Genomic DNA, 18,673 nt, shown 5'->3' with positions numbered 1-18,673 from the left:
TTCGAGAGGAACTTTCGTGACAGACGACAGACGCCTGGCGCGCAACCCGATCGCCATCGTCGGGATGTCCGGGCTGCTGCCCAACGCGCACAACCATCGTGAGTACTGGCAGAACATCGTCGACGGCGTGGACTGCACCACCGAGGTGCCCACGTCCCGATGGAGCCTCGACGACTACTTCGACGCCGATCAGGACGCCCCGGACAAGACGTACTCGCGCCGCGGTGCTTTCCTGCCCGATATCGAGTTCGACCCGCTCGAGTTCGGCCTGCCGCCGAATCAGCTAGAGGTGACCAGCACCATGCAGACGCTGAGCCTCGGCGTGGCCCGTGATCTGCTCATCGATGCCGGTGCGGTGGATTCCCCCTGGTACGACCCGGGCCGGACCGGCGTGGTGCTCGGCACCACCGGCCCGGTGCCGCTCATGCATCCGCTGGCCGCCCGGCTGTCCACGCCGGTGCTGAAGGAGGCGGCGCGCTCGGTCGGACTGTCCGATACCGACGCCGACGCCATCGCGGACAAGTTCGTTGCCGCCTTCGCGCCGTGGGAGGCGAATTCCTTCCCCGGTCTGCTGGCCAACATCACGGCGGGCCGGGTCGCGAACCGGTTGGGCCTCGGCGGCATCAACTGCACCGTCGACGCGGCCTGTGCGGCGTCGCTGGCGGCGCTGCGGACGGCCATCGCCGAGCTGCAGGACGGCCGGGCCGACATGATGATCACCGGCGGCGTGGACACCGAGAACACCATTTTCATCTACCTGTGCTTCAGCAAGGTCGGTGCGCTGTCGTCGAGCGGGCAGATCAGCCCGTTCGCGGCGGACGCCAACGGCACCCTGCTCGGCGAGGGCATCACCATGCTGGCGTTGCGCAGGCTGGAAGACGCACGGCGCGACGGCAATCGGATCTACGCGGTCATCCGCGGTCTCGGCTCGTCGAGCGACGGCCGGGCCAAGAGCATCTACGCGCCGCGGGCCGGCGGTCAGCGGGTGGCGCTCGACCGGGCCTACGCCGACGCGGAGTGCTCACCCGCCGATGTGGCGCTCATCGAGGCGCACGCCACCGGCACACCGGTCGGCGACAAGACCGAGCTCACCGCGCTGAAAGGCCTACTGGCCGAGGCTACTTCGGAGCCGAGGTTCGCCGCACTCGGCAGCGTCAAGTCGCAGATCGGGCACACCAAAGGCGCCGCGGGCACGGCGAGCCTGATGAAGCTGGCGTTCGCACTGCACCAGAAGGTGTTGCCCGGCACCATCAATGTGTCGGCGCCTAATCCGGAAATCGCCGCCCCGGACGCCCCGTACTACGTCAATACCCGCACCCGTCCGTGGATCCGCGATCCGCAGCGCCCGGTGCGCCGGGCCGCCGCCTCGGCATTCGGCTTCGGCGGCACCAACTTTCACGTGGTGCTCGAAGAAGCCGACGCGGCGCGCACCGAGCCGGTACTGCACCGGACCGCGCAGGCACACCTCTGGCACGCCCCCGATGTCGCCGCTCTGGTGGACGCGGTGCGCAGTGTCGACCCGGTCGACGGTGGCGACATTCCGGAAGACCACGCGCGCATCGGCTTCGTGTCGGTAGACGACGACAACGCCGAGCATCTGCGCGCACTCGCCGTCGACGAGCTGGTCCGCAGGCCGGATGCGGCGGCGTGGGATCACCCGGAGGGCGTGTACTTCCGGGCCGCCGCGCTGCCGGACCGCAAGGTCGGCGCGCTGTTCGCCGGCCAGGGCAGCCAGTACGTCGACATGGGACTGGATGCGGCACTGAACATTCCGGTGGTCGGCGCGGCATTCGACGCGGCCAACACCGCGTTCGCCGGTGCACCGACCCGGGTGTCGTCGGTCGTCTTCCCACCGCCCGCGTTCGACGAGGACACCGCGCGGGAGCAGGAAACCGCCTTGCGCCGCACCGAATTCGCGCAGCCCGCGATCGGTGCGCTGTCGGCCGGGCAGTTCCAGACGCTGACCGGGTACGGGTTCCGTGCCGACGGCTACCTCGGCCACAGCTTCGGTGAACTGACCGCGCTGTGGGCCGCAGGCGCGCTCGGCACCGAGGAGTTCTTCGAGCTCGCCAGGGCACGCGGCGTGGCGATGACGCCAGAAGAAGGTGTCGAAGCGGGCACGATGGTGTCCCTCGGCGCCTCCAGGGCCGTCGCCGAGGAACTGATCGACGGTGTCGAGGACGTGTGGATCTGCAACCACAACGCACCCGACCAGGTCGTCATCGGCGGCGGCACCGAGGGCGTCGCCGCGGTGGTCGCGCGCAGCGCCGAGCGCGGCGTGGCGACCAGGGCGCTGCCGGTCTCCGGCGCGTTCCACACGCCCTACGTCGCGCACGCGGTGGCTGCGTTCGCGAAAGCCACCGCCACGGTGTCCATCGGCGTGCCGAACGCACCCGTCTACGCGAACACCCCGGACGCCCACTACGGCGACGACGTCGCGGCCAACCGCGCCCTGCTGACCGAACAGCTCAGCAAGCCGGTCGAATTCGCGACGGCATTGACGGCGATGCGCGCGGCAGGCTGCACGGTGTTCGTCGAGTTCGGCCCGAAACAGGTGCTCACCTCCCTGGTGCGGCGCACCCTCGGCGACGACGTGGTCGCCATCCCGACGGACTCCGGCCCGATCGGCAACAGCGATCTCGCGCTGGTCCGGGCCGCGGTGCGGCTGGCCGTGCTCGGCTTCGGCCTGCACGGGATCAACCGGCATGCGGCACCGGTCGCGGTGCGCCACAAGCCGAGTCGCCCGATGACCGTGACGATGTCGGCACCCGAGTACGTGCCCGAGAGCCGGCGCGCGGCCTATGCCGCGGCGCTCGACGACGGCTACCGGGTCAGCGTGGCGGCGCCGACTCCCACACCTATCGACACCGTGGTCGATCGCCGGCCTGAAACACCGGCCGTGGCTCAAACTTTCACCGAACCAACGGAGACCACCGTGTATCAATCCCCGCAGCCCTACGATCCAGGCGCGGACGCATTGGACAGTGCGCTCGTGCAGCACCTCCAGACGCACCGCCAATTCCTCGACGGGCAGTTGGACATGGCCCGCGGACTCGCCGGCGTGCTCGGCAACGGATCGCTCGACGAGGCGACGGTGCGCGCCATCGAAGCCGTCAAGGATCACGGCGTCGCGATCAGCGAAAGCCATTCGCGGGCCAGCGATGTGCTCGCGCAGTTGGCCGAGCTGGAAAGCGGTTTCGCACCGGCGCCGCGGGTGGCGGCCCCGGCTACTCGTCGGGTGGCGTCCGCTCGGCAGCCCGCGATCGAGTCGGCACCGGAGCGTCGGCCGCTCGCCACTGCCCCGGTGGCGGCCGAACATCAGCCGGTGGAAAGCGTTGTGCCGCCGGTAATAACGGATCGCCACTCAGTGGAAGCTGCTGCGGCACAAGATGTCCCGGAGCCACAGCGCAACGGCCACGGTTCTCACACCGACTCGGCCCAAGCGAACGACCAGGTCTCCGCCGAGGCGCTACGGCAGGCGTTGCAAGAGGTGGTAGCTGAGAAGACCGGCTACCCGGTCGAGATGGTCGACCCCTCGATGGATCTGGAGGCCGACCTCGGCGTCGACTCGATCAAGCGGGTCCAGGTGATCGGCGCGCTCCAGGAACGTTTCCCGCACCTGCCGAACCTCGGCCCGGAGCAGCTCGGCACGCTGCGCACGCTCGACCAGATCGCAAGCCTACTCGGCGAGTCCGAGCCGAACGGAGCCTTAGCCGTTCCGAATGGAGCCACAGCTGCTCAGAACGGAACGAATCAGTCCGGCCTTCCCGCCCCTGCGGCACCGGCCGACGCTCCTGCTTCATCGATCGCTACAGGTTCGCCTACCGGTGACATCCTGCGCCGCGCACTGCAAGAAGTGGTGGCCGAGAAGACCGGCTACCCGGTCGAGATGGTCGACCCGTCGATGGACCTGGAGGCCGACCTCGGCGTCGACTCGATCAAGCGAGTCCAGGTGATCGGCGCACTCCAGGAACGGTTTCCGGACTTACCGAGCCTCGGCCCGGAACAGCTGGGCACGCTGCGCACCCTGGATCAGATCGTCGACGAGCTCGCCACGTCGGTGGGCGGTGATGTCCACCCAAAAGCTGAGGCCGCGGCCGAAACGCCGCGGCACGCCGTCGAACTGATCGCCCTGCCCTCGCTGGACCGCGCGGACGCGCCCTACCGGGAAGGTGCCACGGTCGCGCTGCTGGATCTCACCGGCGCGGCGGAGCCGGACTGTGCCGCACTCGAATCCGCGTTCGGTGCGCTCGGCTGGGTGGTCCACCGAGTCGACGGCTCGGGGGACCTGCCGCAACTCACGTCGGTAGATGTCTGCCTCGTCCTCGTCGGCGGTTCCGCCGACTGGAACTCGGCCCAGCAGTGGATCGGCGCGACCATCCTGGCCGCCGGTCAGGCCGTGCCGCTGATGCGGCATACGGACAATCGGGCATGTTTCGTCACCGTCACCCACCTCGACGGAAAGCTGGGGTTCGCGGGCACGGCGGATCCGGTGAGCGCCCTGCTCGGCGGAGTCGGCGGCATCGTGAAAACGCTTGCGGCCGAGCAGCCGTCGCTGTTCTGCCGCGCATTGGACCTCGACCCGGCCCTGGCACCGGAACAGCTCGCCGGCCTCGTGACGGCCGAATTGTTCGACGCGGCACGGGATACCCTCGAAGTCGGGATCGACGCGACAGGTCAGCGGTGGACGCTGATGCCGAGCGCTTACGCACCCGCCGCGTCCGTCACCATCGTGCGGCCCGGCACCGAGCAGCAGCCGAGCCTGCTGTCGGCAGGGGATGTCCTGCTGGTCACCGGCGGCGCACGGGGCGTCACGGCGACATGTGTCACGGCGCTCGCGAAGCGTTGCGAGGCGCGGTTCGTGCTACTGGGCCGCTCGCAGCTGAACCCCGACCCCGACTGGGCGACAGGCGTTTCCGACGACGAACTCAAGCCCGCAGCGGTCCGCGCCCTGGCCGGTACCGGCGCGAAACCTCGCGAGATCGAGCGCGCCTGTGCCGAGGTGCTGGCCGCCAGAGAGATTCGGGCGACGCTGACCGAATTGGGTTCGCGAGCCGAGTATCTCGCGGTGGATGCCACCGACGACGTCGCGGTTCGTGCCGCACTCGCGCCGTGGCGAGACACCATCACCGGTGTCGTGCACGGGGCCGGGGTACTGGCGGATTCGATGATCACGGACAAGACCGCCGAATCCATCGCGCGAGTACTGGAGCCCAAGATCGCCGGACTGGCCACCGTACTCGCCGCCCTCGGCGACCTGCGGCACCTGGTGCTGTTCACCTCGGTGGCCGGCCTGTTCGGCAACGCGGGCCAGGCCGATTACGCGGCGGCGAACGAGGCTCTGTCCCGGTTCGCGGTGAGCTGGCGGCGCCATCATCCCGACTGCCATGTCACCGCGATCGACTGGGGCGCCTGGGACGGCGGCATGGTGACGCCCGCGCTCCGCGGTCACTTCCTGAGCCGCGGTATCGCACTGCTCGACCCCGAGGTCGGCGCGGCGGCGTTCACCGAGCAGTTCACGGCGGACCACCGTGAGGACGTCGTGGTCCTGGTCGGCCCCGCGAACGGCCTGTCCGGTGACAGCGCCGTAGAGGCGAGCGCGCTCCGTGCTACCCGGCTGCTCACCGGACTCACCGACGATCCGATCATCCAGGCCCATCGAATCGGCGACCACATCGTGCTGCCCGCCACCTTCGGCCTCGGCGCGATGATCAACCTCGCCGAGCGCAGCCTGGTAGGACAGACCGTGGTCGGCGTCAGGAACTTCCAGGTCCTGAAGGGAATCGTGTTCGACCACCCGGTGGCGGAACTGGAACTGGAACTGGTCCCAGGGAAAGCCGAGGCGGGCCGGACAGTGATCGAAGCGAACATCCGCGGCGACCAGGTCCTGCACTTCCGCACCACCCTATTGCTCGCCGCCGAAACGGACGAGCCGCCGTTCCAGCCGATCCCGAGCGGACCGGCCGATGACCGCAATATCTACCGCGACGCCATCCAGTTCCACGCCCCGGCGCTACAAGGCCTGCGCCTGGTGCGGGCCGCCGCCGACGCCCTCGTGTTCGAATGCTCGCTCCCGGCAACGCGAGTGGCCGACGGTGCCTACGCGGGCCGCCTGCACGACCCGGTCCTCGCCGACCTGATCCTGCAGGGCCCACCGGTTCTCGGTCACCGCCTCCTCGGCGGCGCCTGCCTGCCCCTCGGAGTCGGCCGAGTCGACTACTACCGTCCGCTGCCCGCGGACGAGCCCTTCCTGCTCACCGTGCACAACCCGCGCACGGGACGGGTCGACGCCCGCATAGACGCCACTGCGACAACGATGGAGGGCACAGTGCTGCAACGTTTCTCGGACGTCACCGTGGTGACGACACCGGACCTGACCGCGAAGTTCCAGACCTCGGTGCGGCGGTGGATGGCATGACGGTCCTCGAATTCGACGGCATCGCCTTCGATCCGGTGGGCGGTGGCCCAGCGGTGGCCGATGACGGTGCGCGCACACCTCGTTCGCTGCGAAACGAGCCGTCACAAGAGAACTCGCCTGTCGGGGAACGCGAACCGGTGGCTGATGCGACGGCGACCGAGAGCCACCCGACCACTCCGGCGATGCCTGACCGGACCGCTGCGGCAGCTGACCGGCGCATCGCCGAGTCGACCCAAGCTGTCGACAGCGGAGCCCGAGTACCGAACCCGCTCAGTGAGGTTCGAACCGGCGTGGTGACCGCCCACCGCGCGGCACTGGCGGCCCAGTTGGCGTTGCAGCGCGCCGTGTGGCAAAGAACCTTGCGGCCGGCGGCCCGCGGCACGATCACATCCGCCCGCCCAGCCGTGGTGGACGCCGAACCAGTTGTCACCGCATCGGAATCGGCGTTCAAGCCGCTGGCCCGCAGCCGACGTGCCGACCTCGATGCGGCCGCGTTGCGGCGGCTCACCGAGGGCGACGTCGTCGGTGTCTTCGGCCCCGACCACCAGCGCCCCGGCGTCACCTCGGCGGCGAGGCTCGCCACGGCCGGTCCGTTGGTGCTCACCGAGGTCACGACGATCGAACTGCGCGGTGGCACCGGAAGAGGCCGCGTAGTCGCGCGATTCGACGGCGACGCACGCGCGGCGGCGGTGCAGGCGGCGGAGGTGTTCGCCCTGTTCACCGGCTTGCCCCTGTGCCTGTCCGGAAGCACCTTGGCCGCGCAGGTCAATGGTTCGCCCGCCGGGCCGTCCACCGGAACGGTGGAGCTCGTCGTCACCGAGATCGACCTGATACCAAGACCACGCGTCACCGCAACGGCGAGTATCGCTGGTACACAGGAGAACTTGCAGGTCACCGTCACAGCAGTCGAGCTCGCCGGCACCAGCGTCGGCCCGGGCGAAGCCGCACCAGGCTTGTTGCTCAACGAGTTCCACATGACGCACCTGTCCCGCGGCGACCAAAGCATCGCCATGGGCCCGGAATTCGCGGAATACACCGGCGTCCGGGCAACCCGCCTGCCCACCGGCGGCCTGCTGCTCGTCGACCGAGTGCGCGAGTTCGACGGTGCGCGAGGCCGATTGGACAGCGCGGCGTACCGCACCGAGTACGACTCACCCGCCGACTCCTGGTACTACGGCGACACCGCCAACGAGTCCATGCCGCACTTCGTCTACATGGAAACCTCACTGCAGGCCGCGCTGCTGATGGGCTATTACGCAGGCCCGACGCTCACCCAGCCCGGCGTCACCCTGAGCCTGCGCAACCTCGGCGGCACGGCGACGGTACTGCGGCAGATCGACTTGCGCGACAAGACGATCGAGCAGGCGTCCCGGCTGCTGTCGACCACCATCCTGCCCGGCTCATCGCTCCAGACGTTCGACTACACGCTGAGCGTGGACGGCGAACCGTTCTACACCGGCGAGACCATGTTCGGCTACTTCAGCGACGAAGCCTTGGCGAACCAGACCGGCCTGGACGCCGGACAGTCCGCCCCGACCTGGCTCGACGAGCACCCGGACGCGCCGACCCGCACCATCGACGTGGCCACGCGCCGCGCCGACCCGCACGCCCAGCTGTGTGCCCGCCGGACCTTGGCCCTGATCGACCACATCGACGTGGTCGACGGCGGCGGCAAATACCAAGCGGGCTACCTGCATTCGCTGCGCGCGATCGACCCGTCGGACTGGTACTTCGACCGGCACTTCCATCTCGACCCGGTGATCCCCGGTTCGCTCGGCGTGGAGTCGGTCATCCACGCGGTCCAGGAGTGGCTGGTCGACGCCGGATTCGCCGACGAGCTCAGCGATCCGGTCTTCCGCATCCCCGCCGACATCCCCTTCAGCTGGCGCTACCGCGGCCAGTTCCTGCCCACCGACGGCACGGTGGAACTCGAGGCGCACATCAAGGAGGTGCGGCGCACCGCCCACGGCGTCACGGTCATTGTCGACGGCTCGCTGTGGAAGCCCGGCCTGCGCATCTACGAACTCATCGACCTCGCGGTCGAACTCGGCGAGCGAGAGGACGGCCGATGACCACGTCCCGGATGGGCGTCCTCGCGGAAACAGCTGACGACATCACCGCCATGCTGCTCGACGTGCGGCGGCCGTGCTGGATCGTGCGCCACGACGGCCGGGTGGGCGCGACCTCGGACGAGGGCATCGTCGCCCGCTCGGAGGTGCTCACGGCGGTCGCTCCGCTACCGCCGCAGCTGCTCGGTGACAAACAGTTCCACGCCACCCATGGCGTCCGCGCCGCCTACGTGGCAGGGGCGATGGCCAACGGAATCGCTTCTCCGGCACTGGTTTCGGCGATGGCACGGGCAGGCTACCTCGCCTCCTACGGCGCCGCAGGCGTGACGCCCGCAGCGGTGGATGCGGCACTGGCCGAGCTGAGCACTACGTTGCAGGGAAAGCCATTCGCCTGCAACCTCATTCACAGTCCATCCGAACCGGCGCTGGAGCGGGCGATCGTCGATTCCTGTCTCCGCCATCAGGTGCGCTGTGTGGAGGCCTCGGCCTTCATGGGCCTCACCGCCGAGGTCGTCCGCTACCGGGTCGCCGGGCTCGGAGTGGATCGGCATGGCCAGCTCGAGGTCCGGAACCGGCTGATCGCCAAGGTGTCCCGCGTCGAAGTCGCCGAGCCGTTCCTGCGCCCCGCACCGACCAAGCTGCTGCGCCGACTGGTCGAGGCCGGTGACGTGACGGCCGAGCAGGCGCGGCTGGCCGAGCGGGTACCGATGGCCGACGACATCACCGCCGAGGCCGACTCCGGCGGGCACACCGACCGCAGGCCGCTCCTGGTGCTGCTGCCGGAACTGATCGCCGCGCGCGATCGGAGCACCCTGCCCGCCGCCGCGGCGGTGCGCATCGGCGCCGCGGGTGGCATCGGCACACCGGCCGCTGCCGCCGCGGCGTTCGCCCTCGGCGCCGCCTACGTGGTGACCGGCTCGATCAATCAGGCCACCCGCGAGGCCGCCCAGTGCGACACCACCAAACAGCTACTGGCCCAGGCGGATTTCGCCGACTGCACGATGGCGCCGTCCTCCGACATGTTCGAACTCGGCGTGCAGGTGCAGGTGCTGCGCCGGGGCACCATGTTCGCCGCCCGCGCGCAGCGGCTGTACGACACCTACCGCGCCTACGCCGGCCTCGACGACATCCCGGCGGATCTGCGCCGCGAGCTCGAGGCCACGCTGTTCCGGCGGCCGCTGGACGCGGTGTGGCAGGACTGCGTCGGCTACTTCACCGAGCGCGACCCGGCGCAGTTGGTCGGCGCGGCCGAGGATCCGAAACGCAAGATGGCCCTGGTGTTCCGGTGGTATCTGGGTCTGTCTTCCGGCTGGAGCATTCGTGGCGAAGCCGACCGTGTCGCCGACTACCAGGTGTGGAGCGGGCCGGCGATGGGCGGCTTCAACAACTGGGTCGCCGGCACCTATCTGGCTGCGCTCAGCAATCGGCACGTCGCCGATATCGCCGACCAGATGATGCTCGGCGCCGCCTATCTCACGCGCATTGCCCAGCTACGCACGGCGGGCGCACGGCTACCCGCCGGCTGCACCCGATTCGTTCCGCGACCGATGGAGCAACGATGACGACACTCGAAACCGGGCCGGACACCCGGACCTCCTGGATGGTGTGCCCGTCCTGCGGCACCATGATCTACGCGAAGCGCTACGACCGGGCCGGCCGCGTCTGCCCGGACTGCGACGGTCACGGCGTGCTGACCGCCGACCAGCGGATCGCTTCGCTGGTGGATCAGGATTCGGCCCAGCGCCTCGAACCAGCAGCGACGGTGCGAGACCCGTTGGGGTTCAGTGACTCCCGCGGCTATGCCGAACGGCACGCGGAGGCGCAGCGCCGCACCGGGATGGCCGACGGCGTCAGCTGCGTGCGCGCGACCATCGGCGGCGCCCCGGTCGTGCTGGCAGTTATGGACTTCCGCTTCCTCGGCGGCAGTCTCGGCACGGCAGTAGGCGAGGCGGTGACCACCGCCGCGGAAACCGCGCTGTCCACCCGCGTGCCACTCGTGCTGGTCACCGCGTCCGGTGGCGCGCGCATGCAGGAGGGCATCCTGGCCCTGATGCAGATGGCCAAAACCAGTCAGGCCCTGCGCGATCTGGACGATGCCGGTGTACTCACCATCTCGGTGATCACCGACCCCACCTACGGCGGCGTCGCGGCCTCCTATGCCACCTCCACCGACATCATCATCGCCGAACCCGGTGCGCGCCTCGGTTTCGCAGGCCCGCGGGTGATCCAGCAGACCATCGGCGAAACCCTGCCCGCCGGCTTCCAGACCGCGGAGTTCCTGCTCGACCACGGCGTGGTCGATATGATCTGCCACCGCTCCGCGCTGCGTGACCGGCTGGCCCGGCTGCTAGCGCTGGCCGCGGACAGTCCACGGCGGATCGAATTCGTGGCGGCCACTCCACCGGTGCGGACGGATCCGGCAAAGCTGCCCATCCGGGACGCGTGGCAAAGCGTCCGCGCGGCAAGAGAATTAGGCCGACCGACGACGCTGGACTATCTGGCGGCAGCGTTCGACGAGTTCGTGGAGCTGCACGGCGACCGGCTGTCCACCGACTGCCCGGCGATGGTCACCGCACTGGCCCGCCTCGACGGCGCACCGGTCGTCGTGATCGGAACACAGAAAGGCCACACCGCATCCGAGCTGTCCAAGCGCAATTTCGGAATGCCGACCCCGGGCGGCTATCGGAAGTCCGCACGGGCGCTGCGGCTGGCCGCGAAGCTCGGAATTCCCGCGATCACCCTGATCGACACCGCGGGCGCCTACCCCGGCGTGTCAGCGGAGGAGCAGGGCCAGGCGGTCGCGATCGCCGAGTCGTTGAAATTGCTTGCCGGACTGCCTGTCCCGGTGGTCGCCGTGGTGACCGGCGAGGGCGGCAGCGGGGGAGCGCTCGCCCTCGGCGTCGCCGACCGGGTGCTGGTGCTCGAGAACGCGGTCTACTCGGTGATCAGCCCGGAGGGGTGTGCGTCGATCCTGTGGAAGGACGCGTCCGCCGCCCCGCGGGCGGCGGCCGCACTACGGGTCGACTCGACCTCCCTGCTCGAACTCGGCGTGGCCGATGCGGTCGTGCCGGAACCCGACGGCGGCGCACACCGCGACCCGGCCGCCGCTGCCGCACACCTGCGTCAGGCGCTGCGGCATGCCGTCGCCGGACTCGGCGGGCTGCCCCTCCGGCAACTACTCGACCAGCGCCACGAGCGCTTCCGGGCCTTCGGCCTGCCCACGAACCATCAGGAGATGTCATGACCACCGCGACGCATCGCGACTCGAGTAGCAGTGGCGAAAGGGAGACCGACACGCCGCTGTCCGTGGCAACCGAGCCCGTCGGCCGGGCGCTGCCCGCGACCGACGCCGACCATGCACTCGCCGTGCTGTCCAGGCACGCGCTGTCCGTGCGCGCGCAGACGGCGCCCACGTCGGTGACGGTCGCCAATGGTCCACTGATGCTGCGGATCAGCTGGGATGCGGCGTCCGCGCCGACGACCGCGACACCACCGCCGACCGATGCGCCTGCCCCCGCGCCCAGCGAAACAACCACGGACGCCACCACTTTCACCGTTGTCTCGGAAACCGTCGGCGTCTTCTACCGCTCCCCGGAGCCGGGTGCCGCACCGTTCGTCACCGAGGGCGACCCGGTGCGCGCGGGCCAGCAGATCGGCATCGTCGAGGCCATGAAGCTGATGATCCCGGTGACCGCGACCCGCGAGGGCCGGGTGGCCGAATTCCTCGTCGACAACGGCGAAGCGGTCGAACACGGCGCACCCCTGCTGGTGCTCGAGGTGGTGCGGTGACCACCCGGACGATCCGCAAGGTACTCATCGCCAATCGCGGTGAGATCGCCGTCCGGGTCATCCGGACCTGCGCCGAACTCGGCATCGACACGGTGGCGGTGTACTCGGTCCCGGACGCCGATTCCGCCGCGGTACAGCTCGCCGATCAAGCGGTCCGGATCGGCCCCGGTCCCGCCAAACGCAGCTACTCCTACATCCCGGCGATCATCGAGGCCGCCAGGGCGACCGGTGCGGACGCCATCCACCCCGGATACGGGTTCCTTTCCGAGGACCCGGACTTCGCGGAGGTCTGTGCCGCCGAGGGTTTCCTCTTCGTCGGCACGCCCGCCGCGGTCATGGCCGAACTCGGCGACAAATCGACAGCGCGCACCCTGATGGCCGCGGCCGGACTGCCGCTGCTACCGGGCAGCCGCGAACCGCTCGACACCGCCGAGGAGGCACAGGCACTCGCCGACGGCATCGGCTACCCGGTGATCATCAAGGCGGTAGCCGGTGGTGGCGGCCGCGGCATGCGAGTCGTGCGCGATCCGGCCGATTTCGCGGGCGCGTGGCAGCAGACCCGCGCCAACGCCACCGCCGTCTTCGGCGACGGCAGGCTCTACGTCGAGCGCTACCTCGACTCCGCCCGGCACATCGAGGTCCAGATTCTCGCCGACAGCCACGGCACGGTCGTCCACCTGGGCGCGCGAGACTGCTCCCTGCAACGCCGCCACCAGAAGCTCGTCGAGGAATCGCCCGCTCCCGGCCTGTCCGACGAACTCGTCGCGCGCATCGGTGCCGCCGCGGTGCGCGGCGCGCAAGCCGTGGGTTACGTCGGCGCGGGCACCTTCGAGTTCCTGCTGGACCCCGAGGGCCGTTTCTACTTCATGGAGGTGAATTGCCGTCTCCAGGTGGAACATCCGGTCACCGAGATGGTCACCGGCATCGACCTCGTCGCCGAACAGCTCAAAATCGCCTCCGGGCTACCGCTGACCCTGTCCACCGAATCCGCCACCGCGCGCGGCGTGGCCATCGAATGCCGCATCAATGCCGAGGACCCGACCCGCGAATTCGCACCCGCTCCCGGCACACTGACCGAGTGCGTCCTGCCCGGCGGCCCGTTCGTTCGCATCGACACCCATGTGGGCCCCGGCTACGCCATTCCGCCGCACTACGATTCCCTGCTCGCCAAGATCATCGTCTGGGCGCCGGACCGCCCCGCCGCCATCGCCCGCATGCGCCGTGCCCTGGCCGAAACCCGGATCAGCGGCAAAGGCATCGCCACCACCGCCGAGTTTCTGCACGACATCCTCGACCACCCGCGCTTCCGCGCCGCCACCCACGACACCGCACTCATCGGCACTGCCACCAGTTCTGGGGGCACCAGGATGGCCAGTTGAATTGCCACCTACGGATCCGTAGGCTCGCGGAGGTTGTCGCGCTGGCGGTCGTGCTCGAGCCAGCGCCAGGTGAGCCAAAACGTCTGAGGGGTAACGCAAATGGGGAGAAATCTCACCCAGCTCGAGCTGCTCACGGAGCTCGAGCCCGTCGCCGAGGAGAACGTCCATCGGCATCTGTCGATGGCCAAGGCCTGGCACCCGCACGACTACGTGCCGTGGGACGAGGGTCGTAACTTCGCCGCGATGGGCGGTGTCGACTGGGACCCCAGCCAGTCGCAGTTGTCCGAGGTCGCCAAGGCGGCGATGATCACCAACCTGCTCACCGAGGACAACCTGCCCTCCTACCACCGGGTGATCGCGGAGAACTTCTCGCAGGACGGCGCGTGGGGCACCTGGGTGGGTCGCTGGACCGCCGAGGAGAACCGGCACGGCATCGTGATGCGCGACTACCTGGTGGTCACCCGCGGCGTCGACCCGGTCGAGCTGGAAAACGCCAGGATGATCGCGATGACCACCGGTTTCGATCCGCTGGCCGTCGCCAAGTACGGCACCATTGATCCCAGCGAGGTCCCCGATGCCGGGTTCCTGCTCGGCGTGGCCTACGTGACCTTCCAGGAGCTCGCCACCCGCCTGAGCCACCGCAACACCGGCCGGGTGTGCAACGACCCGATCGCGGACAAGATGCTGCAGCGCATCGCTGCCGACGAGAACCTGCACATGATCTTCTACCGCAACATGTGCGGCGCCGCCCTGGACCTCGCGCCCGACCAGGCGATCGAGGCGATCGCGTTGACGCTGATGAACTTCCAGATGCCGGGCGCGGAGAACCCGAACTTCCGCCGCTACGGCGCGCTGATGGCCAAGCACGCCATCTACGACATGCGCCAGCACCTCGAAGACGTGGTGATGCCGGTACTGCGCATCTGGAAGATCTTCGAGCGCAACGATTTCACCGCCGCCGGCGAGCAGACCCGCGAAAAATTGGCGGAGTACCTCGCGAAGTACGAGCGGGACATGCTCAAGTTCGAGGAGCGCCGCGATCGCATCGCCGCACGCCAGGCCAGCAAGCGCGACTCGGCGGCGCTCACCACCACGCTGCGCTGAATCAGCAGCGGTCGCGTCCACAGACCAGGCACAGCCCGGCGAGGGTGTCGCGGAGTGCTACACCCTCATGCCGCAGCGCTCGAAGACCGGACCGCCTGGTCCGGGACTTGAATGCGCGGCAGGGCGACGATCAGGACGACGCCGGTGAGGATTCGCCAGACAACGAAAGGATCGATGGCGAGGCGTTCGGCGGTGCCCGCACCGAGGCCGAGGTGGTCCGGGGCGAGGCTGGCGACCATGCCGAAGACGGTGACGACGATCAGCGCGAGAGTGGCTGCGGTATAAGCGCGATGGGTTCGGTAGAGGCGAGCCACCACGAGCATGATCACGAGCCCGGACAGGAGCTCCAGATAGGCACCGGCCGGGTGGAGTACCGCGCGTAATTGGTTGCCGCCGGGAACTTCGCCCGCACTGCCGGGAAAAGTTCCGACCAGGACTATGCCGACGCAGTTGATCACGGCAAGGTAGGGGATTGCCCGTGCTGCTGGGCTTTTGGGCAGCAAGGGGAGCAGCAGCAGGGCTGCCCCGAGTACCAGAACGCCGAGTAGGACGAACTCAGCGGACATCAGCGCGTGCCACGGTGAACAGATATAGCGGGGCGTCGTGGCACCGTATTGCGCCATGTCACCGAAGCATTCGGGCACACCGAGGTCGCTGATCATGTTCTCGGACCAGCTGTAGGAGTGCGGTTCCTGCCATCGGCCGCCGACGACGAGCTGAGCGATGTAATAGGTGACGGTCAGGATCAGCAGCGCCGCACCGGCTTTCAACCGGCCGGTCATGCGCGGCAGGTCGTGGCCGGCACGGGCGCACCCGTGAAGCGGTCGTTGATCCACGCCGTCACCAGATCGCCGCGGGCCCGCCAAGCCTCGTGCCCGCCCGGCAGCACGTGGTCCACCAGGTTGATGCCGAGCCCGCACATATCGGCGACGGCCTGGTCACCCCAGGCGGTATTGACCAGGTCGTCCTTGTCGCCGCGCGAGATGAAGGTCGGAATGTCGGTCGCCACCTTGGGCAGGTTACCGGCGGCTTCGTAGTCGGCGAGCGCCTGCCGAGCCGCGTCGTCGACGAACTGCGCGGCCGCAGGCGTCGCCGCCTGTCCGACGGCGAAGTCCTTCAGCGTGGACTGCCCGGTGCAGAGCCCTTCGAGCCGCGGCGCCGCCGACAGCAGCGGTCCGTGCAGGACCTTGTCGTACGAGTAGTCCGGATTGTCGTAGCGGACGGCCGCCACCAGGTAGGGCAGCAGCAGGTACTGGCCGATGGTCAGCGTCTGCGACTCCGCGGCCAGCGCCAGTTCGCTGCGCAGCGCGGGGGACAGCAGCACATTGCCGAGGATCTTCAGCTCGGGCGCGTAGGTCTTCGCAGTCTCCGCCGCGGACTCGGTGGCCCGCCCACCCTGCGACAACCCGACCAGCACAACCTCTTTGGACACCGGCAGGCCCAACTGCTGCGCGGCCCGGACCGAGTCGAGCACGTCATACCCGGAGGACTGCGCATGCAGATACGGCGCCGAACCAGGGCCGTCAAGACCTTGATAGTTGGTCATCACCACGGCCTTGTGGGCGTCGAGCAGGTTGGCGACCGTGACGTCGTTGCCGAACAGCCCGGGATCACTGGTCGGCGCACAGCCGGTGGCAACCCCGGAGGTGCCGTGCCCGTAGGCCACCAGCGGCCAGCCCCCGTCCGGTGCGTTCCCCTTCGGCAAGTACACCGCACCCGACACCTCGATCGGCGTGTTGTCCGGAGAGGTCGAGACGTACCGGAAATAGGTCGCCGACTCCGCGGCAGCCGAGATCTTGGGACCACCATTGGTCAGCGGCCGCTGCGCGAGCAGCGTGCCCGGCTTTTGCGGCGCTTCGGCCGCGGTATCCGAGGAAGACCCGCAACTCGCGGCGACCAGCACCGCGGCCGCCGCCAGCGAAACCCACGTCAATGCTCTCTTCGGACGCACGTCCCATTCGCTCCTTCGACTCTGCCGCGCACCTCGTTCGATCCCCCGCATAGCCACTGGCTGTGTGCCGACGATGGGCCGGTCGACGCACCTGCCGTGACAGTCCAGCAAGATCAGGATGTCCTGTGATCGCGGTCTCCGCACCGCTGAGTGACCGGAATCTCAGTTTGCCTATCGATTCGTTACCGACCAGCTGAAACTACTTAAGCCCCGACCGGACGAAGGCGTTCACGATGTGGCGCTGCAATAACAGGTACAGCACCAGCACGGGCAGACAGGCCAGGCTCGCCAGCGCCATCATCGGCCCCCACTGATCACCCTCGGTGCCCATGAAGCTGCGCAACCCGAGCTGGAGCACGCTGTTGGACTGCCGCAGCACCACCGCGGGCCAGAAGTACTCGTTCCAGGCATTGATGAACAGCAGGATGCCGAGCGCGGCCAGCGCGGGCCGCAGATTGGGCACCACCACGGTCCACAGGATGGACCAGGACGAGCGCCCGTCGATCTTGGCGGCGGCGACGAGCTCCTTGGGAAAACTCGCCATGTGCTGACGCAGCAGCAGCACCGCGAGCGCCGAGCACAGCGTCGGCAGCACGACGCCGATCAGCGAGTTGATCAGCCCGAGCTGGGTGAGCAGCACGTAGTTCGGCAGCATGGTCACCTGGAACGGCACGAGCCAGGTGCCGACGAACGCGAGATACAGGACCTTCTGGAAGGGGAATGTGTACATCGCGAACGCATAGGAGGCCAGCAGCGCCACGAGCAGCTGCCCCGCCGCGGACAGCGCCGCGATGATGAAGGTGTTGCCGATCAGTCCGAGCACATCGACCTTCGCGGCGGCGTCGGTGTAGTTGGCGAACGAGATCGGCCACGGGATCGGGGACAGCGAGGTGACGTCCTCCGGCCTGCGCAGCGACGTCGCGAACAGCCAATAGATCGGGAAAATACACACCACGGCGGTCACCGCGAGCAGCAGATGGCTGCCCGCGCTGCGCAGTCGATCAATCATCATGGAAGGCAACCTTTTCCGAGATCCACACCAGGATCCCGGCGATCACGCCGAATCCGGCGAACAACAGCACACCAGCCGCCGCGCTGAGCCCGGCGTCGAAGCTGTGGAAGGCGTAATCCCACAGCAGGTAATAGATATTGGTGGTGGCCTGCGCGGGCCCGCCCTGCGTCATCGAGTCGATGAGCGGGAAAGTCAGGACGGGACTGAGCAATACGGTGGTGAGGACCAGGAACATCACCGTCGGCGACAGCAGCGGCAGGGTGATCCAGCGCCGGATCTGCGCCGGACTCGCCCCGTCCACCCGCGCCGCCTCGTGGTAATCGCCACTGATGCCGGCCAACCCGGCCCACACCACCAGCACCGAGAACCCGAGCAACTGCCAGCCGGTGATGCCGATGATCACCAGGTGCGCGGTGCTCACGTCGTAGACCCAGTTGCGCTCCGAGCCGAGCAGCTGATCGACGAACCCACTGCCGGGATGCAACAACCACCGCCAAACAGCCGCTGCCGCAACAGGAGCCACCAGGAACGGCACGAAAATGAAGGCCTGGTAGATCGTTCTGGCCCGTCCCTGCACCCGCTGACTCGCCAGCGCGATGAGCACCGGCAGCAGCACGGTGAACGGCAGCATGCCCACGATCAGCGCACCGGTGCGACCGAGCGAGTTCCAGAACGCCGGAAGCTCCATCAGCCGTTCGTAATTGACGGTACCCACCGGCTTCATCGGCGAGGTCGGCAGCAGATTCCATGAGTAGGTGGACAATTCGAACGCCTGCACCAGCGGCCGGTAGGTCCAGACGACGAGCAGGAACAGCGCGGGCGCCAGATACAGGTACGGCACCACGAGCCGCCCCGCCCGGCGGAACCGGGCGAGGCGGCGCGGCGGCGCCGGGACGGCGACCGGCGCGGTCACTTCCTCGGTGGCACGGGAGATGTCGAGGACGAACATCG

At 68.8% G+C, this 18,673-nt stretch carries 11 protein-coding genes; 7 read left to right on the top strand and 4 right to left on the bottom strand.

Annotated features, from left to right (window positions below):
• Window positions 1–16 precede the first annotated feature (16 nt).
• From IBX18_RS31725 to IBX18_RS31695, 7 genes are all read left to right on the top strand, one after another.
• Window positions 17–6,418, top strand: a complete 6,402-nt coding sequence (locus tag IBX18_RS31725; protein WP_194837178.1) for a type I polyketide synthase — start codon at window positions 17–19, stop codon at window positions 6,416–6,418.
• A complete protein-coding gene (locus tag IBX18_RS31720; protein WP_194837177.1) occupies window positions 6,415–8,490 on the top strand; it encodes a beta-ketoacyl synthase in 2,076 nt (691 codons plus the stop codon). Before IBX18_RS31725 ends, IBX18_RS31720 begins: the two co-directional genes overlap by 4 nt.
• Window positions 8,487–10,049, top strand: a complete 1,563-nt coding sequence (locus IBX18_RS31715) for a PfaD family polyunsaturated fatty acid/polyketide biosynthesis protein (protein ID WP_194837176.1) — start codon at window positions 8,487–8,489, stop codon at window positions 10,047–10,049. Before IBX18_RS31720 ends, IBX18_RS31715 begins: the two co-directional genes overlap by 4 nt.
• On the top strand, window positions 10,046–11,731 hold the full coding sequence (gene accD / locus IBX18_RS31710; protein ID WP_194837175.1) for an acetyl-CoA carboxylase, carboxyltransferase subunit beta: 1,686 nt from the start codon (window positions 10,046–10,048) through the stop codon (window positions 11,729–11,731). The genes IBX18_RS31715 and accD overlap by 4 nt, the downstream gene beginning before the upstream one ends.
• The gene (locus tag IBX18_RS31705) at window positions 11,728–12,276 is read left to right on the top strand and encodes a biotin/lipoyl-containing protein (protein WP_194837174.1); all 549 of its coding nucleotides are present in this window, start codon (window positions 11,728–11,730) and stop codon (window positions 12,274–12,276) included. Before accD ends, IBX18_RS31705 begins: the two co-directional genes overlap by 4 nt.
• Window positions 12,273–13,655 carry an acetyl-CoA carboxylase biotin carboxylase subunit gene (locus IBX18_RS31700; RefSeq protein ID WP_306796503.1) on the top strand — a complete coding sequence of 461 codons (1,383 nt, stop codon included), beginning with the start codon at window positions 12,273–12,275 and terminating at the stop codon, window positions 13,653–13,655. Before IBX18_RS31705 ends, IBX18_RS31700 begins: the two co-directional genes overlap by 4 nt.
• A gap of 99 nt (window positions 13,656–13,754) precedes the next feature.
• A complete protein-coding gene (locus IBX18_RS31695; protein ID WP_135236822.1) occupies window positions 13,755–14,759 on the top strand; it encodes an acyl-ACP desaturase in 1,005 nt (334 codons plus the stop codon).
• 65 nt (window positions 14,760–14,824) lie between these two features.
• On the opposite strand, the gene IBX18_RS31690 is transcribed toward IBX18_RS31695, so the two are convergent.
• The 4 genes from IBX18_RS31690 to IBX18_RS31675 form a co-directional block, all read right to left on the bottom strand.
• Window positions 14,825–15,541: a DUF998 domain-containing protein gene (locus IBX18_RS31690; RefSeq protein WP_194837173.1), complete on the bottom strand. Its 717-nt coding sequence runs from the start codon at window positions 15,539–15,541 to the stop codon at window positions 14,825–14,827.
• Window positions 15,538–16,710, bottom strand: a complete 1,173-nt coding sequence (locus tag IBX18_RS31685) for a lipase family protein (protein WP_306796502.1) — start codon at window positions 16,708–16,710, stop codon at window positions 15,538–15,540. The genes IBX18_RS31690 and IBX18_RS31685 overlap by 4 nt, the downstream gene beginning before the upstream one ends.
• A 199-nt stretch (window positions 16,711–16,909) precedes the next feature.
• Window positions 16,910–17,722, bottom strand: coding sequence for a carbohydrate ABC transporter permease (locus IBX18_RS31680; RefSeq protein WP_135236825.1), 813 nt, complete (start codon window positions 17,720–17,722; stop codon window positions 16,910–16,912).
• Window positions 17,712–18,671, bottom strand: a complete 960-nt coding sequence (locus IBX18_RS31675) for a carbohydrate ABC transporter permease (protein WP_194837171.1) — start codon at window positions 18,669–18,671, stop codon at window positions 17,712–17,714. The genes IBX18_RS31680 and IBX18_RS31675 overlap by 11 nt, the downstream gene beginning before the upstream one ends.
• Window positions 18,672–18,673 lie beyond the last annotated feature (2 nt).

Source organism: Nocardia sp. XZ_19_369, assembly GCF_015355715.1.
In the GTDB taxonomy this organism is placed as follows: domain Bacteria; phylum Actinomycetota; class Actinomycetes; order Mycobacteriales; family Mycobacteriaceae; genus Nocardia.
This window is presented reverse-complemented; position numbering and strand designations above follow the sequence as displayed.